General features: G+C 71.5%; 17 protein-coding genes and 1 tRNA gene. 12 read left to right on the top strand and 6 right to left on the bottom strand.

The genetic code is table 11. The annotated features are described in order from the left end of the window. Positions 1 to 174: 174 nt before the first annotated feature. Complete coding sequence (locus OG852_RS28675) at positions 175 to 2757, bottom strand: ABC transporter permease (protein ID WP_330349389.1); 2583 nt, start codon at positions 2755 to 2757, stop codon at positions 175 to 177. Next, a complete protein-coding gene (locus OG852_RS28670) occupies positions 2754 to 3542 on the bottom strand; it encodes an ABC transporter ATP-binding protein (protein ID WP_133912329.1) in 789 nt (262 codons plus the stop codon). Before OG852_RS28670 ends, OG852_RS28675 begins: the two co-directional genes overlap by 4 nt. 477 nt (positions 3543 to 4019) lie before the next feature. Here OG852_RS28670 and OG852_RS28665 point away from each other — a divergent pair, with 477 nt between their 5' ends. The 3 genes from OG852_RS28665 to OG852_RS28655 all read left to right on the top strand — a co-directional run bounded on the left by OG852_RS28665 (position 4020) and on the right by OG852_RS28655 (position 7866). Next, complete coding sequence (locus OG852_RS28665) at positions 4020 to 5603, top strand: MFS transporter (protein ID WP_133912328.1); 1584 nt, start codon at positions 4020 to 4022, stop codon at positions 5601 to 5603. Between the two features lie 206 nt (positions 5604 to 5809). Next, entirely contained in the window at positions 5810 to 6217 is a 408-nt protein-coding gene (locus OG852_RS28660) for a DUF485 domain-containing protein (protein WP_133912327.1), read from the top strand. Beyond that, entirely contained in the window at positions 6214 to 7866 is a 1653-nt protein-coding gene (locus tag OG852_RS28655; protein WP_330349388.1) for a sodium/solute symporter, read from the top strand. Before OG852_RS28660 ends, OG852_RS28655 begins: the two co-directional genes overlap by 4 nt. 70 nt (positions 7867 to 7936) lie before the next feature. Here OG852_RS28655 and OG852_RS28650 read toward each other — a convergent pair whose 3' ends face one another. From OG852_RS28650 to OG852_RS28640, 3 genes are all read right to left on the bottom strand, one after another. Beyond that, positions 7937 to 8788, bottom strand: coding sequence for a cellulose-binding protein (locus tag OG852_RS28650; RefSeq protein ID WP_330349387.1), 852 nt, complete (start codon positions 8786 to 8788; stop codon positions 7937 to 7939). 245 nt (positions 8789 to 9033) lie between these two features. Then, the gene (locus tag OG852_RS28645; protein WP_330349386.1) at positions 9034 to 11994 is read right to left on the bottom strand and encodes an SUKH-4 family immunity protein; all 2961 of its coding nucleotides are present in this window, start codon (positions 11992 to 11994) and stop codon (positions 9034 to 9036) included. A gap of 8 nt (positions 11995 to 12002) precedes the next feature. Beyond that, positions 12003 to 12998: an SMI1/KNR4 family protein gene (locus OG852_RS28640; RefSeq protein WP_133912323.1), complete on the bottom strand. Its 996-nt coding sequence runs from the start codon at positions 12996 to 12998 to the stop codon at positions 12003 to 12005. Positions 12999 to 13314: 316 nt separating this feature from the next. Here OG852_RS28640 and OG852_RS28635 point away from each other — a divergent pair, with 316 nt between their 5' ends. Both OG852_RS28635 and OG852_RS28630 read left to right on the top strand, forming a co-directional pair. Further along, complete coding sequence (locus OG852_RS28635) at positions 13315 to 13848, top strand: YwqJ-related putative deaminase (protein WP_133912322.1); 534 nt, start codon at positions 13315 to 13317, stop codon at positions 13846 to 13848. A 64-nt stretch (positions 13849 to 13912) separates the two neighbouring features. After that, positions 13913 to 14410, top strand: coding sequence for an SUKH-3 domain-containing protein (locus OG852_RS28630; protein ID WP_133912321.1), 498 nt, complete (start codon positions 13913 to 13915; stop codon positions 14408 to 14410). A gap of 3 nt (positions 14411 to 14413) precedes the next feature. On the opposite strand, the gene OG852_RS28625 is transcribed toward OG852_RS28630, so the two are convergent. Continuing rightward, positions 14414 to 15727: a sensor histidine kinase gene (locus OG852_RS28625; protein ID WP_133912320.1), complete on the bottom strand. Its 1314-nt coding sequence runs from the start codon at positions 15725 to 15727 to the stop codon at positions 14414 to 14416. Positions 15728 to 15860: 133 nt separating this feature from the next. On the opposite strand from OG852_RS28625, the gene OG852_RS28620 reads away from it, so the two are divergent. The 7 genes from OG852_RS28620 (at position 15861) to OG852_RS28590 (ending at position 21524) form a co-directional block, all read left to right on the top strand. After that, positions 15861 to 16721: a hypothetical protein gene (locus tag OG852_RS28620; protein ID WP_330349385.1), complete on the top strand. Its 861-nt coding sequence runs from the start codon at positions 15861 to 15863 to the stop codon at positions 16719 to 16721. A gap of 23 nt (positions 16722 to 16744) precedes the next feature. Continuing rightward, positions 16745 to 16818, top strand: a tRNA-Gln gene (locus OG852_RS28615). A 118-nt stretch (positions 16819 to 16936) separates the two neighbouring features. Continuing rightward, positions 16937 to 18385, top strand: coding sequence for a bifunctional UDP-N-acetylglucosamine diphosphorylase/glucosamine-1-phosphate N-acetyltransferase GlmU (glmU, locus tag OG852_RS28610; RefSeq protein WP_330349384.1), 1449 nt, complete (start codon positions 16937 to 16939; stop codon positions 18383 to 18385). 81 nt (positions 18386 to 18466) lie between these two features. Next, on the top strand, positions 18467 to 19441 hold the full coding sequence (locus OG852_RS28605) for a ribose-phosphate diphosphokinase (protein WP_067251117.1): 975 nt from the start codon (positions 18467 to 18469) through the stop codon (positions 19439 to 19441). Positions 19442 to 19640: 199 nt separating this feature from the next. After that, positions 19641 to 20237: a 50S ribosomal protein L25/general stress protein Ctc gene (locus OG852_RS28600; RefSeq protein ID WP_133912317.1), complete on the top strand. Its 597-nt coding sequence runs from the start codon at positions 19641 to 19643 to the stop codon at positions 20235 to 20237. An 87-nt stretch (positions 20238 to 20324) separates the two neighbouring features. Then, positions 20325 to 20921 carry an aminoacyl-tRNA hydrolase gene (gene pth, locus OG852_RS28595; protein WP_133912316.1) on the top strand — a complete coding sequence of 199 codons (597 nt, stop codon included), beginning with the start codon at positions 20325 to 20327 and terminating at the stop codon, positions 20919 to 20921. A 42-nt stretch (positions 20922 to 20963) separates the two neighbouring features. Next, positions 20964 to 21524 (top strand): hypothetical protein, encoded by a 561-nt coding sequence (locus OG852_RS28590; protein ID WP_133912315.1) that lies wholly within the window; start codon positions 20964 to 20966, stop codon positions 21522 to 21524. Positions 21525 to 21563 lie beyond the last annotated feature (39 nt).

Here is a 21563-nt window from a genome sequence, read left to right as displayed (position 1 = left end):
TACGACGGGGGGCTGCCGTTCGCCGGGGGCTGTGGACAACCGGGGTTGCCCGGGGTGCCGCCCCTACGGTCCCGCCCACGCCTTTGCGTCCCGCCCATGGGGGAGGCACCGAGAAGCCCCCCGCGCTTCTCGGTGCCTCGCTGGCGCCCTCGGGGCGCTGCCCCGCGCCGCCGTCTAGTCGGTCGCGATCGCGTTGAGGACGTTCATGCGGCCGGCGCGGAACGCGGGGATCAACGCCGCGAACAGACCCACGAAGGCCGAGCCGATGAACACACCGGTGATCGTCGGCCAGGGGATCTCGAGGACGTTCAGACCCTCCAGGGCGAGGAGCTGCTGGGCGGTGGCGCCCCAGCCCATGCCCAGGCCGAGGCCGAGGAGGGCGCCGAAGAGGGCGATGACCACCGACTCCATGCGGATCATGCGGCGCAGCTGGCGGCGGGAGAGGCCGATGGCGCGCATCAGGCCGATCTCGCGGGTGCGTTCCACCACCGACAGGGCCAGGGTGTTCACCACGCCCAGGACCGCGACGACGATCGCGAGCGCCAGGAGGCCGTAGATCAGGTTGAGGAGCTGTCCGATCTGGTCCTTCAGCGCCTGCTTGTAGTCGGTCTGGTCGCGGACGCTGTACTGCGGGTAGTCGTGCAGGGCGGACTTGAGGGACGTGTAGGCGGCGTTTTGCTGTCCGTCCTTCGCCGAGGCGAAGACCAGCTGGTCGAGCGGGAGTTTGTCGGCCGGGACGTACTTCTTCATCGTGTCGATGGAGGTGTACATCGCGCCCTGGTCGATGACGACGTCACTGCTGGTGATCGCGCGGACCGTCAGGCGGGCCGTGGAGCCGTTGTCGAAGGCCACCGCGATCTTGGAGCCGAGGTGGATGTCGTGGTCCTCGGCGAACTTCTCGTGGACGGACATCGAGTCGGGCCGGTAGGCGTCGGCGAGCTTGCCGGCGACCGTCTCGGTGCGCAGGTCCGTGGCGTAGCTCGGGTCGGCCGCGGTGATGGCCGTACCGTCGAGCGTCTTCCCGTCGGGCGTGGTGAAGTCGGCCTTGGTCCACTTGTACTCGGTGACCCGCTCGAGGCCCGGCGTGTCCTTGACCGCCTCCACGGCCTGCGGGGTGATGAGCTGCCCGTTGTCGCTCTGGATGATGAAGTCGGTGCCGACGGTCTTGTCGAGCTGGTCGGTCGCGGAGGCGACCATGGACGAGCCGACGACCGAGAGGCAGGCGACGAGCGCGAGGCCGATCATCAGGGCGGCGCCGGTGGCACCGGTGCGGCGCGGGTTGCGCAGGGCGTTGCGTTCGGCCATGCGGCCGACCGGGCCGAAGGCCCTGAGCAGGACCGCGCCGAGGACACGGACCACGCCGGCCGCGAGCAGCGGGCCGATGACGACGAAGCCGATCAGGGACAGCACCACGCCGAGACCGAGCCACAGGGAGCCCTCCTTGGCCTGGTCGGCCGCCGAGGCCAGGTACAGGGCGTAGCCGCCCGCGCCGGTCAGCAGCAGGCCCAGCACGGCCCGTACGGCACCGGCCTTGGCGTCGGCGGGGGCGCCGGCGTCACGCAGGGCGGCCATCGGGGAGACCTTGCCCGCGCGGCGGGCGGGCAGGTAGGCGGCGAGGACGGTGACGATCACCCCGAGGGCGAGGCCGATCACCGGGGTCGTCCAGGACACCGTCAGGTCGTCGGTGGAGAGGTTCATGCCGGTCATGCCCATGAGCTTCATCAGGCCGACGGCGAGGCCGACGCCCGCGCCGACGCCGAGGACCGAGCCCACGCCACCGAGCAGGAGTGCCTCGGCGAGGACCGAGCGGTTGACCTGCCTGCGGCTGGAGCCGATGGCCCGCATCAGGCCGATCTCGCGGGTGCGCTGGGCGACCAGCATGGAGAAGGTGTTGATGATCAGGAAGATGCCGACGAGGAAGGCGATCCCGGCGAAGCCGAGCATGGCGTACTTCATGACGTTCAGGAAGTCGCCGACGTCCGCGCGGTTGGCGTCGGCCGTCTCCTTGGCGGTCTGCACCTTGTAGCCGGCCGTGCCGAGTTCCGCCGTGACGTTCTTCTTGAGCTGCTCGTCGCTCACGCCGGCCGCCGCCGTGACGTTGACGTTCGTGTACACGTCCGGCTCGCCGACCAGCGTCTGCTGGGCGGTCCTGGTGTCCAGGTAGAAGATCGCGGCGCCGGGGTTGGTGACCTGGAAGGCGGCGATGCCGGAGATCCGCGCGGTGTGCGTGCCGATCGCGCTGATCACGCCGATCTCGTCGCCGAGCCTCAGGTGGTGCTTGTCGGCGGTGTCCTTGTCGACCATGACCTGGCCGGAGCCCTTGGGCGCCGTACCGGAGGTGATCTTCATGGTGCGGGCGTCGTTGGCGTTCCAGCTGCCGACGATGGTGGGGGCGCCGCTGGACGGGGACAGGTTGTCCTTGTCGGCGTCGACGACGGTCACCGAGGTCGAGAAGACGGTCCCCTGCGCCGTCTTCACGCCCCGGGCCTCGCGCACCTTGGTGAGCACGGAGGCCGGCATGACCGGCGGCTTGCCGTTGTCCGAGGTCGTCTCACCGGTGTCGGAGGCGCTCTTGGCGCTGACCGTGACATCGGAGGAGGTGGCGGCGAACAGCTTGTCGAAGGTGGTGTTCATCGTGTCGGTGAACACCAGCGTCCCGCACACGAACCCCACCGAGAGCAGGACCGCGACGGCCGACAGGGCCATGCGTCCCTTGTGCGCGAAGAAGTTGCGCATCGAGGTCTTCATGACGGTCATGACGTACGCCCCCGCGCGTCGAAGTCCTTCATGCGGTCCAGGACGGAGTCCGCGGTCGGCTTGAACATCTCGTCGACGATCCGGCCGTCGGCGAGATACAGCACCCGGTCCGCGTACGAGGCGGCCACCGGGTCGTGGGTGACCATCACGATGGTCTGGCCCAGCTCGTCGACGGAGCGGCGCAGGAAGCCGAGGACCTCGGCGCCCGCGCGCGAGTCGAGGTTTCCGGTCGGCTCGTCACCGAAGATGATCTCGGGGCGGGCCGCCAGGGCGCGCGCCACGGCGACGCGCTGCTGCTGACCGCCGGAGAGCTGCGTGGGGCGGTGCTTGAGCCGGTCGGAAAGTCCGACCGTGTCGACCACGCGCGCGAGCCACTCCTTGTCAGGCTTGCGGCCGGCGATGTCCATGGGGAGCGTGATGTTCTCGATCGCGTTGAGCGTCGGAAGCAGGTTGAACGCCTGGAAGATGAATCCGATGCGGTCCCGGCGCAGCTTGGTGAGCTTCTTGTCCTTCAGGCCGGTGATCTCGGTGTCGTCCAGGTAGATCTGACCGCTCGTCACGGTGTCGAGACCGGCGAGGCAGTGCATCAGCGTGGACTTGCCGGACCCCGAGGGGCCCATGATCGCGGTGAACCGGCCCCGCGCGATGTCCACGTCGACGTGGTCGAGGGCGACGACGCGGGTCTCGCCGGACCCGTACGCCTTGACGACCTGCCGCGCCCGCGCGGCGACGGCCGTACGCCCTCCAGTGCCCCCGTGCCTGGGAATGGTCACAGCCGAAGTCACGGTAAGTCTCCTATGTCGGAAGTCAATGGATCGCACTCCACCGCGGTGGATGGTTCCCGGGTGGTGCGGAGAGGAGTGCTGCGTCGAAGAGTCTGGCGGTCGGAGGGGGTCCGGCGCGCTGGTGCCGGGACCCGTCCTGTCGGGGGGTTAACCCCACCCTCCGCCGCTGGGGCTGGCCACCCCCGACGGCGTAAAGCCAGGTTAAGAAGTCACCCGGGCCGGTCTCGTCCTCCGCCGGGACGAACCCTCCCCGAGACGTTGTACGGAGGTACCCCTAGGGGCTCTCCACCGCCGGGTGGAGAGCCCCTCGGGGTCGGCTCCACCCGTCGGCCCCGCGCCGCTCCGCCCTCTGGCCCCGCCCGGTTCCACCCTTCCGTCGCGTGAGGGTCAAGACTCCTCCGGTGCCGGCGGTGAATGGGAAGCTGGCGTCCGGAAGACAGGTGCAAGGGGCACGGGAGACGGCGGGGAGGGCATCCGGTGGGGGACACGAGACCCGCGAGGCGCGAGGGGGCACGGCAGCGCTCGGGGGCGCACCAGCGGGGCGCGGTGGTGGCCGCGTTGATGCTCTCCATGGCGCTGGCCGCCCTGGACTCCACGATCGTCTCCACGGCCGTGCCGCAGATCGTCGGCGACCTGGGCGGGTTCTCGGTGTTTTCCTGGCTGTTCTCGGGCTATCTGCTCGCGGTGACGGTCACCCTGCCCGTCTACGGCAAGCTCTCCGACACCTTCGGCCGCAAGCCGGTGCTGGTGGTGGGCGCCGCGCTGTTCCTGCTGGGGTCGCTGCTGTGCGCGCTCGCCTGGAACATGGCGGCGCTGATCGCGTTCCGGGTGGTGCAGGGGCTCGGCGGAGGGGCGTTGCAGGGCACGGTGCAGACGCTCGCCGCCGATCTGTACCCGCTGAAGGAGCGGCCGAGGATCCAGTCGAAGCTGTCCACGGTGTGGGCGGTGTCGGCGGTCGCGGGTCCCGCCGTGGGCGGCCTGCTCGCGGCGTACGCGGACTGGCGCTGGATCTTCCTGGTCAACCTGCCGATCGGGGCGGTCGCGTTGTGGCTGATCGTGCGTCATCTGCACGAACCCGGGCGGGAGTCGTCGCCACGCGCGCGTGCGGGACGGGAGGCCCGGCCGGAATCGTCGCCACGCGCGCGTGTGGACTGGGCGGGGGCGCTGGCCGTGTTCGCGTGCGGTGGGGTGCTGCTGACCGCTCTGGTGCAGGGCGGGGTGGCCTGGCCGTGGCTGTCGGGGCCGTCGCTCGGGCTGTTCGCTGCGGGGCTGGTGCTGGCCGGGGTCGTGGTGGTCGTGGAGCGGCGGGCGGCGGAGCCGATCATCCCGGGGTGGGTGTGGCGGCGCCGTACGATCGCGGCGGTCAATCTGGCGCTCGGTGCGCTGGGCCTGCTGATGGTGGCGCCCTCGGTGTTCCTGCCGACGTACGCGCAGTCGGTGCTGGGCCTCGGGCCGGTGGCGGCCGGTTTCGTGCTCTCCGTGTGGACGCTGAGCTGGCCGGTGTCCGCGGCGCTGAGCCAGCACCTCTACCGGCGGATCGGTTTCCGGGACACCGCGCTGTGCGGCATCGGGGCCGCGGCGCTGATCCTGCTGGCGTTCCCGTTCCTGCCGTATCCCGGAGCGGCCTGGCAGCCGACGCTGCTGATGCTGGCGCTCGGTGCGGCGCTCGGCCTCTTCCAGTTGCCGCTGATCGTCGGGGTGCAGTCGACGGTGGGCTGGTCGGAGCGGGGCACGACGACCGCGTCGGTGCTGTTCTGCCGGCAGACCGGGCAGACGGTCGGCGCGTCGGTGTTCGGCGCGGTCGCCAACGGGGTGCTGGCGGCGCGGCTGGGCGGGGCGGGCGATCTGGACTCGGTGACCCGCGCGCTCGACGCCGGTACGGCGCCCGAGTCGGTCCGGCGCGCCGTCGCGAGCGCCGTGCACGCCGTATATCTGGGGGCGTCGTGCGCTGCCGCGCTCGCCTTCCTGGTGCTGCTGTCCGTGGCGCCGCGCCGCTTCCCGGTGCTGGCGGACCAGGAGGACCGGCCGTCGGCGAAGGAACCGGCGGAAGAGCGGTCATAGGAGAGCAGCAGACACAAGGAGGCGGGTTAACGCGGGTAACACCCCAGGTCAGCGGCCGGTGGACATAGTAAGCGCGTACCGACCGGCCAGTTTGGTGAAAAGACTTCGCACCGGCCGTACTCCCGAGTAACGTGCGTGGCTCGCCACCCCCACCCCACCTCCCTGCGGTCCGCCGCCACGGACCCGAGCCATGCAAGGAGCACGGGATGTCCCACGACCCGTCCCGCCCCGACCTGACCTACCCCTGGCAGCCGCCACCCCCGCCGCCCCCCGTGACCCCGCGCCACCGGCCGGACCACCACACCCCGCTGGGCCACCACAGCGACCTGCGGCTCCTGCGCGGCGCCTACCGCCGCCAGCGCCGCGTGGCCACACTCACCGCGCTCGGCTACTTCGTGGTGTTCCTCGTCCTGTCCGGCTTCGCGCCGTCCGTGATGACGGCCACCGTCACCACCGGACTGCCCGCCGGACTGCTCCTCGGGCTGATCCAGCTCCCCGTCACCTGGCTGGCGATCGCCGTCTACGAGCACACGGCCCGCCGCCGGGTCGACCCGCTCGCCGCCCGCATCCGCGAGCAGGCCGAGATCGACGCACGACGGGGGGCCACCCGATGAGCCGCGCGGCCACCCCGCTCGCGGCCTCCGTCACGGAGTTCAGCGGCGACGCGCAGACCATGTCCCTCGCCGCCTTCACCGCGGTCGCCACCGTCACCCTGCTGCTGTGCGTGATGACCGGCCCCGACCGCGACGACCTCGACGAGTTCTACACCGGCTACCGCTCGCTGTCCCCGCTGCGCAACGGCCTCGCCATCGCCGGCGACTACATCTCCGCGGCCACCGTCCTCGGCACCGGCGGCGTCATCGCCCTGTGCGGCTACGACGGTGTCGTCCTCGCCCTCAGCACCGCCCTGTCGCTGATGCTGCTGATGTTCCTGCTGGCCGAACCCCTGCGCAACGCGGGCCGGTTCACCATGGGCGACGCCCTGGCCCGCCGGATGCCCGGCCGCGCCGTACGGATCACCGCCTGCGGCGTCACCCTCGCCGCGCTGCTGCCGATGATGCTGGTCCAGCTCGCCGGCACCGGACAGCTCCTCGCGTTCATCCTGGGGTTCTCCGGGGACTCCGTGAAGACCGGCTGCGTCGTGGTCATGGGCGCCCTGATGATCAGCTACGCGGCGATCGGCGGCATGAAGGGCACCGCCCTCATCCAGATCCTGAAGATCGTGACCCTGCTCGGCTCCGGCGTGGCCGTCGCCCTCGTCGTCCTCAGCCGCTTCGACTGGAACCCGGGCGCCCTGTTCGACGGGGCCGCCCGGGGCAGCGGGGTCGGCGACGCCTTCCTGCGCTCCGGCCTGGAATTCGCCGGCAGCCCCTACCCCCGCCTCGACATGATCACGGCCCAGCTCTCGGTGGTCCTGGGCGGCGCCTGCCTGCCCCACATCACCATGCGCATGTACACCGCCTCCAGCGCCCGCCAGGTGCGCCGCTCGCTGTCCTGGGCGGTCTCGGGAGTCGCCGTGTTCGTCCTCGTCATCACGGTCGTCGGCCTCGGCGCCACCGCGCTGATCGGCCGCGCGGTGATCGCCGCCGCGGACCCGCAGGGCAACACCGCCTATCTGCTGGGCTCACGGGCCGCCTTCGGCACGGACGTGTCCGCGGCGGAGACGCTGCTGTTCACGACGGTCACCACGGCGATCTTCCTCACCGTCCTCGCCTCCGTCGCCGGCATGATCCTCGCCTGCGCCAACTCCCTCGCCCACGACGTCTTCGCGGCACGCGCGCGTGAGACGACCCCGCGCCGCGAGATGCTCATCGCCCGGCTGTCCGCGCTCGCCGTCGGCGTACCGACGATCCTGCTCGCCACCCAGGTGCAGCACCGCAGCCTGCAGCCCCTGGTCACGCTCTCCTTCTGCCTGGGCGCCTCCGCGCTCGCCCCCGCCCTCGTCTACAGCCTCTTCTGGCGCCGCTACACCCGCACCGGCCTGCTGTGCACCCTCATCGGCGGCACCCTCGCCGTGCTGCTCCTCATGCCGGGCACGAACCTGGTCTCCGGATCGCCCGCCGCCGCGTTCCCCGAGGCCGACTTCAACTGGTTCCCGTTCACCACCACCGGCATCGTCACCGTCCCCCTCGGCTTCGCCTTCGGCTGGCTGGGCACCCTGGCCTCGGGCCGGCGCGGCGCCGAGGAACAGCGCCGCCAGTACGAGGCCGTGGAGGGCTGGATCCTGGCGGGGGCCGGTGCGGAGGCACGCAAGGGCACCTGACGACCCGCCGGTCCCCCACGACGCACCGTGAGTGCGCCGTAGGGGACCGGCGGTCGCCACCGGGGCGGTGTCACTCCGCCGGACGGCCCGTCAGCGCCCTCAGGCTCTCCTGGACCTGCTCCATGTGCGCCCGCACCTCTTCGCAGTGCTCGTGATGCTTGCGCACCACCCGTTCGGTCTCCTGGGCGATGCGGTCCTCCTTCAGCCGCGCCTCCGCGAGGATCTGCGTGGCACGCGCGCGTGCCTCCTCCTCACGCCGGTTGATCATCTCCTGGGCCTCGGCGAACTCCCGCTGCGCCTCGGCCAGCGCCTCCTCCGCGCGGGCCACCGCCCGCTCGTTGTTGGCGTCCTGCGCGGCGATCCGCTCGGCCGCCTCGCGGTCCGCCGCCGCCCACTTCTCGGCGTGCTCGTGCTTCGGTTCCACGAGAAGGCCCGCGGTGCGCTGCCGTACGTCGCGCAGCGCGTCGAGCTCCGCGCCGCGGAACTCCTTCACCTTGCGCCGCGCGGTGACCCGGATGCCCTGCGCCTCGGCGCGCGCCGCGAGCAGCCGCTTGTGGGCGTACTCCTTGGCCTCCGTGCGGATCGTCTCCGCCTGCTCCTGCGCCGTCCGGCGCAGCGTGTCGGCGTGCTCCTCCGCCTGTTCGACCTCCTCCCGCGCCTCGCTGCGGGCGCGCTCGACCATGTCCGCCGCCTCCTCCTGCGCGAGCTCCCACAGGCGCCGTGCGCGCTCACCGAGGGTGTCGTACGTCTGCGGTTTGATCTCCGTGCACGCCTCGCGCAGCCGCTTGGCCTCCACGACCATGTCCTTGGCGAGCACCGTGAGCCGGGTGACCCGCTCCCAGGCCGCGTCGCGTTCGGCGGAGAGCGCGGCGGTGAACATGTCGACTTCTTTGGGCCGGTAGCCGCGCCCGAGAACGGTCACGAACCCAGGCGATGACACCCGTGCGCTGCTCATGCTGTAGCCCCTTCCACCAGACGGACGCGAAATGATGATTTCCCGCATATCTTGATGTATCGGACTTAAGTGTTCATAACGCGACACTCCGGGCGCACGGTACGGGCTGTCCGCACAGGCCGCCCGCACGAGCCGCCCCACAGAAAAGGGGCCGGGCCGGTCATACGACCGGCCCGGCCCTCGACACACCCGGTGTCAGCGGGACACCCGCCTCACAGCAGCCCGTCCCACATCTGCTCCAGCAGCACCGACCACCAGCTCTCCGGCGACCCCAGCGCCGCCGGGTCCAACGAGGCCAACTGCGCCTGGAAGTCCACCGTCCAGCGGCCCGCCTGCTCCTGGTTCAGCCCGAACCGCAGCCGCCACATCCGGCCCAGCAGCGCGAGACAGCGCTGGAACTCGGGCAGCCCGGTGTTGACGAACTGCGGCGGCACCGACCCGCCGCCCGGCCCCGCCTCCACCGGCACCGCGACGATGTTCGCCGTCCCGTACTGCACACAGATCGCCTTGCCGAAGTCACTGCCCATGACGAGGTACGAGCCCGCGTCCGGCGCCGGCTGCACCCCCCGCTCCGCCGCCAGCTCCGCCAGCGTCGGCACCGGCCGCCCCGGCTGGGCCTGCGCCCAGAAGAACGGCCCCATGTCCATCGGCAGCCCCGCCACCACCAGCGTGTGCGCCACCACCGGCGGCACACCCTGCCGGGACACCGCGGCCTGCTCGAACCGGAACAGACCCGGCCCGAACGCCGCGCCCAGCTCCTGCGCGATCCCCTCCGGGGGGATCGGCGGAACCGGCTGCACCGGCGGCAACGGCGCCCGCACCGGCGCCGGCCGCGCGGGACCGTCGGCCACCTGGTGCAACTCGCCCTGGTGCACCAACAGCTGCTGCATGCCCTGCTGCCGGCTCGCGTGATCCGTGCCGTACGGCGCGATGCTCGCCAGCCGCGCCTGCGGCCACTGCTCACGGATCATCCGCGCACAGTACGCACCCGGCAGCTCGCACGACTCCAGCTCGGTGTGCAGCTCCAGCACCTGGTCCGGGGGCACGTTCATCGCCCGCAGCTCGTGGAAGATCTGCCACTCCGGGTGCGGGGTGCCCGGCGCCGAACGCCGGATCACCTGCTGCTCCGACCCGTCCTGCGCGCGGTAGCGCAGCACGGCCTGGTAGCCCGGACCGACCGTCGGCTGCCCCGGCGGCTGCTGCGGATACCCGTACGCCGGCGGCTGCCCGGCCCCGGGAACACCCGGAGGCATCCCGGGGGCGCCCGGAGCCATGCCCGCAGCGCCGGGAACGCCGGGCACACCCGGGGCGGGCGGCGGAGGCGCACCGGGGGCACCGACCGGGGGTCCGGCCAGCACGGTCGGCGCCTGGTGCGGGGCACCCGGGACACCGGGAGCACCGGGCCCGCCCGGAACACCGGATGCCTGAGGCACACCGGGAACCCCGGGAGCGCCGGGCGCACCCGCCGGAGGCTGCGGCACACCGGGGGCGCCCGGAGGCTGCGGCGCGCCCCCGGGACCACCGGGACCACCGGGACCACCTGGGCCACCGGGACCCATCGGTCCGGGGTTGGCCAGCATGGTCGCGGCATGGTGAACGCCACCGGGAGGAGCACCGCCCGGTGTGTTCGGCCCGCCCGGTGTGTTCGGCCCGCCCGGTGTGTTCGGCCCGCCGGGACCGGCCGGCCCGTCCGGCCCGAGGGCCGACACCAACTGCGTGGGCACATAGCCACCCCCCGGGGCGGCACCGGGCGCACCCGGACCGGGCGGCGGCGGAGGCGGCGTACCGCCCGGCCGCGCACCCGGAGCCCCCGGCGCGCTCGGCGGAGGCGGCGGCGTGGCCCCACCGCGCGCACCACGACGTGGCGGCGGAGCCGCCTTGCTGGTCGCGGCATCGGCGATGTCACTCGCGTTCGACGCGAGCGGCCGCCCTGGCGCACCCCCACCGGGGCCACCGGCCCCGTACGACGGCACACCCGGCCGTGCCTGCGCAGGCGCAGGCACGGCCCCCTGCCCACCGGGCCCCTGCGGATACCCGTACGACGCCGCACCCGGCCCCTGCGGCACAGACGGCGGCGGAAGCGGAGGAGTGGCCGGCTGCCCGGCACCCGGACCACCGGGCGCACCGGCCGCACCCGCGCCCTGCGGATGGCCGTACGACGACCCACCGGGCCCCTGAGGCGGAGCCGGCGGCACAGGCGTGGCCTGCTGCCCGGCACCCGAACCACCGGCCGCACCGGCCGCACCCGGGCCCTGCGGATGGCCGTACGACGATCCGCCCGGTCCCTGCGGCGGCGTGTCGCCCGGTGTGCCCGTGGGGCCCGGACGGCCCTCCGCGGCCCCCCTGCCCGGCTCGTCCATCGCCGGGGCGACCGCCGTCGGCGGAAGCTGGCTGCCACCCTTCATCAGGGCCGTCTCGGCGTCCGGCAGCCCGGCGGGCGGCGGCGCCGGCTCGTCGGAACCGCTCAGCGGTGGCGCGAAGACCGTCGCGGGCAGCGGCACGGAACGGTCGTCACCCGCGTCGCCGTTGGTGTCCGTACCCGTCCACGGCGTGGCCCCGGCGGGCGTCGCCGCGGGCGCACCGGCCGCGGGCCCCGTCGGCACCCCCGGCTGCGTCTGCGGCAGCCCGCTCCCCGGCACCCCGGCCTGCGTCCGCGGCAGCGCGGGATCAGGCGTCACGCCCCCACCCGCCCCCGCACCGGAACCCGCCGACACACCCGCCCCGGAACCCGCGCCGGACCCGGCTCCAGCCCCGGCGCCTGCACCCGCGCCCGCACCGCTGTCCGCCCCCCGCTCCCCGATCCCCAGCCTGTCCGCCGCCTCCTGCAACCACTCCGGCGGCGACAGCAGGAACGACGTCTGGTTCAGATCCACCCGCGCCGCAGGCGCCGGCACCGCGTCCTCGGGACCGGCCGGACGGCCGTACTCCTCCTCGTAACGGCGGATCACCTCCCCCACCGGCAACGCCGGCCACAACGTGGCCTCCCCGCTGTCCCGGGCGATCACCAGCCGCTGCGCACCCCCGTCCGAACGAGGCCCCTCCGCACGGTCCTCCGCCCACACCACGAACCCGAGCCCGAACTCCCGCACCCGCACCTCACGATGCTGGTACGCGGGCACGTCCCCGTTGACCCACTCCTCGGCGCGCTCCTGCGCCTGCGCGAACGTCACCATCGCTCAGCTCACTCCCCCGCACCGACGGACGCCACGGGCACCGCACGCGCGAACCCGCCGTCCACCATCAGATTCGCCACCGTCTCCAACTCCGGCGGATTACCGGCCAGCCGCGACAGGAACACGTCGAAATCCTCACCGCACGGCAACAGCAGCCGCGCCGTACGCTCCGCCGGAGGCCACGACGGATCCACGTCCCGGACGTCGTCGTAGGCGCAGAACCACACCGAACCGACCCGCTCGCCCTTCACCTTCACGGCCAGCAGCCCGCCCTGCACGAACCCGACGCCCAGATAGTCCTTCGTCAGATGGTCCCGCAGACACTTGTTGACGTAGACCAGGTCGTTGACCGCCGCCTCGTCCCGCACCGTGAAGAACGGCTGGTCCACCAGGAGCCCCACCTCCGCGTCCAGCGCCGCGCCCACCGGCGCGCACCCGCCCGCCGCCTTCAGGAACGAGCGGTACGCCCCCGGCAGCCGGTAGCCCAGATCCTCCTCGACCCCCTGCACCTGCGCCTCCGTCACCGCCACACCCGACTTCGGCAGCCCCACATGCGCCGGACGCGTCTCCTGCAACGGCCGCGTCCCGCGCTTCGTGTGATCCACCGGAGCCGTCGCCAGACCGCCGTGGTGCCGCAGCAACGCCTTCACCTCGACCGGAACCAGCTCCAGCCGCCGCGAACCCGCCACGTGATGCCACGTCCAGCCGTGCGGAGTCGCCACGTTCGGCACCGTGTCCCACAACGCGTGCCCCGACGCCGCGAGCGCCGCGTTCGCCGACACGTAGTCCGTCAGCCGCAACTCGTCGACCCCGAAACCCTCCGGGGGCTCCGCGATCTCCGCCGCCGCACGCGCGTACGGCGAGAAGTCCGGATAGCCGCGCTCGTCCACCCGCACCCCTCTCGGGTGCCGTCCCGCCCGCACCGGATCCGGGAAGTGCACGACCTGCCCGGCATAGGCCGCGTTGGGCGGCGCGGCGTTCTGCCCGAGCCGACTCGTCGTCATGGCGGTTGCCCCCTGCGGCACTCTGGTACGGCCCGCGACGACCGGTTCCGCTTGCGGACCCCGACCACCACGCCCCGTATCGACTGTCTCCAACGGTTCTCCAACACGCGCCCACCGCGCGCATCACGGTGCCGACAGCCTATGCGGTACGACGACACGGGTCACCGGCCCTCCGTTCGAGGCCCCCCACATCCGTGACCAGCCGTCACCCCGCCCTCACGGACCGCCCAAACCCGGGCGTGTCGCACCGCCCCAGCTTCCGCACCCGCCACGCCATTTGGCACCCTGTGACGTCCGAGGGCATGCTCGGGAGGGGATGACGATCATGAACGCAACGCAAACGGGGCAGCACAACGGGCCGCAAACGCCCGCATCCGGCGACCCCCGCATCGGCTGGTCCAGCGCCGAGACCCCCCACGCCCCCACACTCCGTCACCGCCGCGACGGCATACTCCCCACCATCGCCGCCGCCCTCTCCGTCCGCGGCGCCACCCTCACCGGCACCGCGGCCCGCGGCGACCAGCCCCCGGCCCTGCACCACCTCGTCCAGGACTTCCTCGACACCCTCGGCAGCGCCCAACGCGACCGCTTCACCGGCCGCTGCGCCGAAGCACTCCTCATCTCCCGCCACCTCGCCGCCGCCGACGCCGCCCGCAGCAGACGCGCCGCCCGCAAACCCATGACCAACGGCGAGGCCCGCAAGGTCCTCAAACAAGCCAAACTCACCGCCCGCCGCATCCGCGAGGACGGCGACCCCCTCCACGGCAGCTTCGCCGCACCCTGCCGCGCCTGCACCGCCCTCAGCGCCCACTTCGGCGTCCGCATCGTCGACCCCGAAGCGAACGACTGAGCCCGCTCCCCCCACCCGTTGAACAGCGCAGAACGACGAACGAACGTACGACGAACGAAGGCCGATGCACCCGGACCCGCGCACCTCAACCACCCGCTTCCCCGTCCCCGTCGACGCCGCCCTGCGCGCCGCCGGCTGGCAACCCGGACGCTGGGACATCAAACAGGCCGAGATCTGGGCCGACACCCTCCGCGACCACACCAGCCCCGCCGGCCACCGCCACGCCGTCTTCCCCGCCGCCGTCGAGGCCTGGGCCGAATTCGGCGGCCTCACCCTCACCCCCGCCGGCCCCGGCCGCCAGATCGCCCCCACCCCCCTCCACCTCGACCCCCTCCACGGCCTCCACATGGCCCGCACCCTCGCCGACCTCGGCCGCGCCCTCGACACCGACGTCAGCCCCCTCGGCACCGAGACCGACACCCACTCCCTCCTCGCCATCGACGCCGAAGGCCGCGTCTACGCCCTCGACCACACCGGCGACTGGTACCTCGGCCCCGACATCGACCAGGCCCTCGGCGCCCTCGTCTCCGGCATCGAACCCGTACGCCTCACCGCCGGCTGACCCTCACGGCGAGGGGATCACCGCCGACACCCGGAAACCCCCCGCCTCCGTCGGCCCCGACACGAACACCCCGCCGAGCGCCACCACCCGCTCCTTCATCCCCACCAGACCGTTGCCCCCCGACGGCAACCCCGCCGAACCCGCCGAACCCACCTCCGGCGGCGGCTCGTTCTCCACCTGCATCGCGATCTCCGCCACCCGGTGCGCCAGCCGCACATGCGTCTTCGCCCCCGCCGCGTGCTTGTGCACGTTCGTCAACGCCTCCTGCACCACCCGGTACGCCGTCTGCTCGATCTCCGCCGCGTACACCCGCACCTCCCCCTCCACCGACAGATCCACCACCATCCCCGCGGCCGCCGACTGCCCGATCAACTCCTCCAGCTCCTCCAGACACGGCCCCTCACCGTGCTGCTGCTCCACCACCGCCCGCGAGGCCGCCGCCGCGGCCGCCACCCCCACCGCCGCCAACGGCACCGCGGACGCCGCCCGCTCCCGCTCCCCACCGCTCCTGAGCACCCCGAGCATCTCCCGCAACTCCGTCAACGCCTGCCGCCCCATGTCCCCGACGAGAGCGGCGTTCCGTACGGCCTTCTCCGGATCCTTGCGCGCGACGGCCTGCAGCGCGGCGGCGTGGACGACCATGAGACTGACCCGGTGCGCGACCACGTCGTGCATCTCCCGGGCGATCCGCGTCCGCTCCTCGCTCCGCGCCCACTCGGCCCGCTCCTCCGCCCGCTCGGCGAGCAACTGCAGCTCCCGCTCGAGACTGTCCGCCCGCTCACGCAGGCTCTCCATCAGCCGGCGCCGCTGACCGGCGTACAGCCCCAGCAGCACGGGCGGCGCGGTCAGCCCCAGGGACATCACGACCGCCGCGAACGGAATGAACCAGTCCCCGATCGTCAGCCGCCCCGAGTCCATGCTCTGCCGCACCCGTACGAACGTCACGATCAACGTCCCCACCAGCTGCATCCCCGCCAGCGAGGCGATGATCCGCCGGGGCAGCTCGGACGCGGCGAGCGTGTACAGACCGACCAGACCCATCAGGAAGCCCATCTGGGCCGGCGTGATCGCGATCGCCACCAGCACCACGGCGATCGGCCACTGGCGCCGCACCACCAGCACGGAACCGGCGAGCAGTCCGAACACCACCCCCACCGCCACCGGGATCCCGGCGTCCCGCGCGAACGCCACGCCCTCCGCCGCGCACTCCACGGCCGACACGGCGGCCAGACCACAGTCGAACGCGGCACTGCGCCACCTGGCCCACCACAGCGGCCCCCTCAGGTCCGCCGCGGTCTCTTCCCCCGTCGTGGTCATGCCCCCAGCCTACGGGCGCGCCCCCCACCCTTTCCGTCGACTTTCACCGACCGAAACCGCCCCCATTCCCTCGAACAGGTGAACCCCACCTGTTCGACCCCGGAACCCCGCATTCCGCCCGGACGGTATGTGCATGGCACATTCCTCTGGCAAGTACGCGGACTTCGAGACCCTGCGGGAGCGGGCGGTCGCCCTGCGGCGGGCGGGACTCAGCCGACGACAGATCCGCGACCGGCTGCACATCGACAACAACGACATCCTCAACCGCCTCCTGGAGGGCGAGCCGCCTCCGGAATGGACGAAGCGCCCGAACGCGAAGGACGATCTCCGCGAGAGGGCGCGCGAGCTACGGCTCCAGGGCTGGACGTACGACCGGATCCAGCTGGAACTGGGCTGCTCGAAGAGCTCGATCTCGCTGTGGGTACGGGATCTGCCGAAGCCGGAGCGGAAGCGGACCCCCGAGGAGGCGTCGGCGATCGCCAGACGGGGCTGGGAAGCCACATTGCAACGCCGAGAGGAGGAACGCCGGCTCACGAAGACGACTGCCAGGCAAGCAGTGGGTGACCTGTGCGACCGAGAGGTCTTCCTGGCGGGCGTGGTCCTTTACTGGGCGGAAGGCGCCAAGGACAAGTCATACAGCCGCCGCGAGAGGCTGCACTTCATCAACAGTGATCCGAACGTCATCATCTTTTTCCTGCGCTGGCTCGACGTACTCGGCGTGGAACGCGAGCGCCTGCGCTTTCGGGTGAGCATCCACGAATCAGCCAGCGTGACGGCCGCCCAGCAGTTCTGGGCCGATCTGGTGGGCGTGGAGGCCGCCACATTCCAGAAGCCCACCCTCAAGAAGCACAACCCGAAGACGACCCGGAAGAACACCGAGGAGGCATATCGCGGCTGCTTGATCATCTACGTACTCAAGAGCGCCGACTTGTACCGTCGCATCGAGGGCTCCTGGTACGGCATAGTGGAGTCCGCGCGCCAAGCCGATCAATAGAATCGGACATAGCGAGCAAATCATCCCGGATCGTCTAAGGGCAGGACAAACGGTTTTGGTCCGTTGAATGAGGGTTCGAATCCTTCTCCGGGAGCCACAAATACTGAGTTCGGGTCCTGACCCAGCAAGGTCAGGGCCCGCTCTCATGTCCCCCAGGAAACGCCCCGGTATCCTTCGGATGTCCCCACCTCACTTCACAGCCGAAGGGCACATCCGTGAGCGCCATTCGCCCGGCAGCCGTCGTCGTTCTCGCAGCGGGTGAGGGCACCCGTATGAAGTCGGCCACACCCAAGGTCCTGCACGAGCTCTGCGGCCGCAGTCTCGTCGGGCATGTGCTGGCCGCCGCCCGTGAGTTGGACCCCGAGAACCTGGTCGTCGTCGTCGGGCACGCGCGCGAGAAGGTCACGGCCCACCTCGCCGAGGTCGACGCCGCCGTACGCACCGCCGTCCAGGAGGAGCAGAACGGCACCGGGCACGCCGTGCGGATCGCCCTGGAGCAGCTCGGCGGCACCCTCGACGGGACCGTCGTCGTCGTGTGCGGCGACACCCCGCTGCTCACCGGCGCCACCCTGTCCGCGCTGGCGGCGACCCACCACGGTGACGGCAACGCGGTCACCGTGCTGACCGCTCAGGTGCCGGACGCGACCGGGTACGGGCGGATCGTGCGGGACGGGGCGACGGGTGCGGTCACCGCGATCGTGGAGCACAAGGACGCCTCCGACGCCCAGCGGGCGATCCGTGAGATCAACTCCGGGGTGTTCGCGTTCGACGGGGCGCTGCTCGCGGACGCGCTGAAGAAGGTGCGGACGGACAACAGCCAGGGTGAGGAGTACCTCACCGACGTGCTGGGGATCCTGCGGGAGGCCGGGCACCGGGTCGGGGCCTGCGTGGCGGTCGATCACCGGGAGATCGCCGGTATCAACAACCGGGTGCAGCTGAGCGAGGCCCGTCGGATCCTCAACGACCGGCTGCTGACCGCCGCCATGCTGTCGGGTGTCACGGTGATCGATCCGGCGACCACCTGGGTCGACGTCACCGTCACCTTCGAGCAGGACGCCGTCGTCCACCCGGGCACGCAGCTGCACGGCGCCACGCATCTCGGTGAGGGCGCGGAGGTCGGTCCGAACAGCCGGCTCACGGACACGATCGTCGGTGCGGGGGCCCGCGTCGACAACACGGTGTCCTACGCGTCGCACATCGGCGCGCACGCGAGTGTCGGGCCGTACGCCTATCTGCGGCCGGGGACGCGGCTGGGCGTGAAGGGCAAGATCGGTACGTATGTGGAGACCAAGAACGCCTCGATCGGGGAGGGGACGAAGATCCCGCATCTCTCCTATGTCGGGGACGCGACCATCGGTGAGTACAGCAACATCGGTGCGGCCAGCGTGTTCGTGAACTACGACGGGCAGGAGAAGCACCACACCACCGTCGGGTCGCACTGTCGTACCGGTTCGGACAACATGTTTGTGGCTCCTGTCACGGTGGGGGACGGCGCGTACACCGCCGCCGGGTCCGTGATCACCAAGGATGTGCCGCCCGGTTCGCTGGCCGTGGCCCGTGGTCAGCAGCGGAATATCGAGGGTTGGGTGGCCCGTAAGCGTCCGGGAAGCGCTGCCGCGCAGGCGGCCGAGGCGGCTGCTCAGCAGCGCGAGGGCGAAGACTGACCGGAAACAGGTGCGCCGGACACGGCGTACCGTGATAAGTGCGAACCCGCACCCCTGAGAGACCTCTGAGGAGACAGTGCTGTGACCGGGATCAAGACGACCGGCGAGAAGAAGTTGATGTTCTTCTCCGGCCGCGCCCACCCCGAGCTTGCCGAGGAGGTCGCCCACGAGCTGGGTGTCGGGGTCGTCCCGACGAAGGCCTTCGACTTCGCCAACGGTGAGATCTATGTCCGCTACCAGGAGTCGGCGCGTGGTGCGGACTGCTTCCTGATCCAGAGCCACACGGCTCCGATCAACAAGTGGATCATGGAGCAGTTGATCATGATCGACGCGCTGAAGCGTGCGTCGGCCCGTTCGATCACCGTGATCGTGCCGTTCTACGGCTATGCGCGCCAGGACAAGAAGCACCGTGGCCGTGAGCCGATCTCGGCGCGGCTGATCGCGGACCTGATGAAGACGGCGGGTGCGGACCGGATCCTGACCGTGGATCTGCACACCGATCAGATCCAGGGCTTCTTCGACGGTCCGGTCGACCACCTGTTCGCGCTGCCGCTGCTGGCGGACTACGTGGGCAGCAAGGTGGACAGCGCGAAGCTGACGGTGGTGTCGCCGGACGCCGGCCGGGTACGGGTGGCGGACCGCTGGTGCGACCGGCTGGGCGCGCCGCTGGCGATCGTGCACAAGCGGCGCGACAAGGACGTGGCGAACCAGGTGACGGTCCACGAGGTCGTGGGCGAGGTCAAGGGCCGGGTCTGTGTGCTGGTCGACGACATGATCGACACGGGTGGCACGATCTGCGCCGCGGCCGACGCGCTGTTCGCGCACGGTGCGGAGGACGTCATCGTGACGGCGACGCACGGTGTGCTGTCGGGACCCGCTGCGGACCGTCTGAAGAACTCGAAGGTGAGTGAGTTCGTGTTCACGAACACGCTGCCGACGCCGGGCGAGCTGGAGCTGGACAAGATCACGGTTCTGTCCATCGCGCACACGATCGCGAGCGCGGTGCGTGAGGTGTTCGAGGACGGGTCGGTGACGAGCCTGTTCGACGAGCAGTGAGCCTGTTCGTCCCTCTCCGTCTCCGTCCTTCGGGATGATCGATTTTTCTGCGGCCTCCTCCGCCGAGTAGACTTCTGCAGTTGCTCGGCGAGGGAGGCCGCGTCCTTGGATGCGACGCTCCGTTATCGACGCGCTCTTCGTAGCAGGCCGTTCGTGGCCGGGTGACCACGTCCGATCCGAGTTTCTACGAGGAGTGATCATGTCCGAGGTCAAGATCTCCGCCCAGACCCGTACCGAGTTCGGCAAGGGTGCCGCCCGTCGTATCCGTCGTGACAGCAAGGTCCCCGGTGTCCTGTACGGCCACGGCTCGGACCCGCTGCACCTGACCCTCCCGGGCCACGACCTGCTGCTCGCGCTGCGTACCCCGAACGTGCTGATCTCGCTGGACATCGACGGCAAGACCAGCGAGCTGGCGATCCCGAAGGCCGTGCAGCGCGACGCGATCAAGGGCTTCCTGGAGCACGTCGACCTGCTGCTGGTCAAGCGCGGCGAGAAGGTCACCGTCGAGATCCCGGTGCACGCCGAGGGTGAGCTGGCCGCCGGTGGCAACCTGCTGGAGCACGTCCTGAACGCGCTGCCGGTCGAGGCCGAGGCCACCCACATCCCCGAGGGCGTCACCGTCTCCGTCGAGGGCCTGGAGGCCGGTGCCTCCGTCCTGGCGAAGGACATCACGCTGCCGAAGGGTGTCACGCTGGCCGTGGACGCCGACGCGGTCGTCCTGCAGGTGCTGGCCGCGCAGGCCGAGGAGGCCCCGGAGGGCGAGGGCGCCGAGGGCGAAGAGGTCGCCGAGGCCTGAGCCGCGTAGCTTTCGCAGCGGTACATCGGCTCCAGCCGCTGTTCCCCTCGTTCGGGGAGCAGCGGCTGCTGCGTAAGGAGACATGACGTGACGACCCCTGCCAATGCCCCCTGGCTGATCGTCGGCCTCGGGAATCCCGGCCCGGAGTATGCCGGTAACCGCCACAACGTCGGTTTCATGGTGGCCGATCTGCTGGCCGAGCGGATCGGGGGGAGGTTCAAGCGGGCGGGGAAGGCGCAGGCCCAGGTCGTCGAGGGGCGGATCGGGCCGGCGGGGCCGGCGAGCCGGCGGGTGGTCCTGGCGAAGCCGATGTCGTTCATGAATCTGTCCGGTGGTCCGGTGAACGCGCTGCGGGACTTCTACAAGGTGCCGGTGGCGAACATCGTGGCCGTGCACGACGAGCTGGACATCGACTACGGGACCCTGCGGCTGAAGCTGGGCGGCGGGGACAACGGGCACAACGGTCTGAAGTCGATGACGAAGGCGATGGGTGCGGAGTACCACCGGGTGCGGTGCGGGATCGGCCGGCCGCCGGGGCGGATGCAGGTGGCGGACTTCGTGCTGAAGGACTTCTCGGCGACGGAGCGCAAGGAGCTGGACTGGTTCGTGGACCGGGCGGCGGATGCGGTGGAGTGTCTGGTGAGCGAGGGGCTGGAGCGGGCGCAGAGTACGTACAACTCGTGACGTGTCGCCCGGGGAGGTTGACTGGCCGCTGAGGCTTGGCCAATGATCCCGGCCATGCCTGCCGTCGCTGTCTCGTCCCATCGCCGTAAGGGCCGCAGAGGCCGTCCTGGCCGGAGGAACAGCTCTGCCCCGGCCCGTCGGGCCTCCGCCACCGCGTTGCGTTTCGGGCGGCTCGCGGGGATGGGGGTGGTGGCGGTGCTGATCCTGTTCGCCGGGGTGTGGGGGTCGTGGGGTACGGCGCAGCAGGTGATGCTGACGAAGGGGCGGGAGCACGGCACGGTCGAGGTGACGCGGTGCGGGGAGCAGACCTGTTCGGGGCCGTACACGCCGTTGTCGCAGGGGTCGACGGCGCGGTCGCGGGTGGTGATCGAGAAGTCGGTGGCGGTGCGCAAGGGGCGGACCTACACGGTCGTGGTCAAGCCGGACGGTGACGAGGTGGTGCGGTCGGGTCCGGCCGGGGTGCTGTACGCGTGGGTGCCGATGGGGGGCGCGTTGCTGCTCGCGTCGGTGGTGGTGGCGGGCGGGCTGGGGCGTGCGCGGTGGGGGTGGGCGCTGGCGGGGTCCGGGGTGGCGTTGTTGACGGCGGCTTTTGTCACGATCTGATCGTGTTCCAGGCGCACTTTTTCTGTGCGGCGGCCATAT

This window comes from Streptomyces sp. NBC_00582 (assembly GCF_036345155.1).
GTDB lineage: Bacteria > Actinomycetota > Actinomycetes > Streptomycetales > Streptomycetaceae > Streptomyces.
The sequence above is the reverse complement of the archived record's forward strand: the minus strand, read 5'-3'. Positions and strand labels throughout refer to the sequence as shown.

What these genes read in the sequence shown, in the direction of transcription:
- OG852_RS28675 (WP_330349389.1), bottom strand. Translation starts at nt 2,757, where the DNA reads ATGACCGTCATGAAGACCTCGATGCGCAACTTCTTCGCGCACAAGGGA.
- OG852_RS28660 (WP_133912327.1), top strand. Translation starts at nt 5,810, where the DNA reads ATGTCCCACGACCCGTCCCGCCCCGACCTGACCTACCCCTGGCAGCCG.
- OG852_RS28655 (WP_330349388.1), top strand. Translation starts at nt 6,214, where the DNA reads ATGAGCCGCGCGGCCACCCCGCTCGCGGCCTCCGTCACGGAGTTCAGC.
- OG852_RS28645 (WP_330349386.1), bottom strand. Translation starts at nt 11,994, where the DNA reads ATGGTGACGTTCGCGCAGGCGCAGGAGCGCGCCGAGGAGTGGGTCAAC.
- OG852_RS28640 (WP_133912323.1), bottom strand. Translation starts at nt 12,998, where the DNA reads ATGACGACGAGTCGGCTCGGGCAGAACGCCGCGCCGCCCAACGCGGCC.
- OG852_RS28635 (WP_133912322.1), top strand. Translation starts at nt 13,315, where the DNA reads ATGACGATCATGAACGCAACGCAAACGGGGCAGCACAACGGGCCGCAA.
- OG852_RS28630 (WP_133912321.1), top strand. Translation starts at nt 13,913, where the DNA reads ATGCACCCGGACCCGCGCACCTCAACCACCCGCTTCCCCGTCCCCGTC.
- OG852_RS28625 (WP_133912320.1), bottom strand. Translation starts at nt 15,727, where the DNA reads ATGACCACGACGGGGGAAGAGACCGCGGCGGACCTGAGGGGGCCGCTG.
- OG852_RS28620 (WP_330349385.1), top strand. Translation starts at nt 15,861, where the DNA reads ATGGCACATTCCTCTGGCAAGTACGCGGACTTCGAGACCCTGCGGGAG.
- OG852_RS28600 (WP_133912317.1), top strand. Translation starts at nt 19,641, where the DNA reads ATGTCCGAGGTCAAGATCTCCGCCCAGACCCGTACCGAGTTCGGCAAG.
- OG852_RS28590 (WP_133912315.1), top strand. Translation starts at nt 20,964, where the DNA reads ATGATCCCGGCCATGCCTGCCGTCGCTGTCTCGTCCCATCGCCGTAAG.